This is a genomic window from Pseudoalteromonas sp. GW168-MNA-CIBAN-0100, assembly GCF_040309225.1.
Taxonomy (GTDB): Bacteria; Pseudomonadota; Gammaproteobacteria; order Enterobacterales; family Alteromonadaceae; genus Pseudoalteromonas; species Pseudoalteromonas arctica.
The window spans coordinates 1-286 of record NZ_JBEOOL010000439.1; the positions used below are offsets into that span (position 1 = coordinate 1).

Below are 286 nucleotides of genomic sequence, written 5' to 3' on the forward strand. Positions count from 1 at the left end.
GTTCTTGTGCGGCAGGTATTGCGTGCTGCTCTTGCCAGCCAATATTATCGGCTTCAAACCACAGCTGCCATTGCTCACTATTGGTATAGTCTAAGTAAGCTTGCTTTATTTGCCCACTAGGTTGGCGCTGTAAAAATGGCGTTAGGTTATTAAAGTTAGTCAGCTCGGCTAAATCGCTAAGTAGCGCTATATCAACTTGCTGTAACCAAATTTTATTTTGCTTACCCAGCAGTGCCTCAAACTCTAAACTCGGCCAGCTTTTATCATTACTATTAAACGCTAAACC

General features: G+C 42.7%; 1 protein-coding gene. It reads right to left on the minus strand.

Annotation, left to right across the window (positions count from 1 at the left end; genetic code table 11):
- On the minus strand, positions 1 to 286 hold a 286-nt coding region (locus tag AAEY62_RS21855), incomplete at both ends, for a YhdP family protein (protein WP_350636499.1).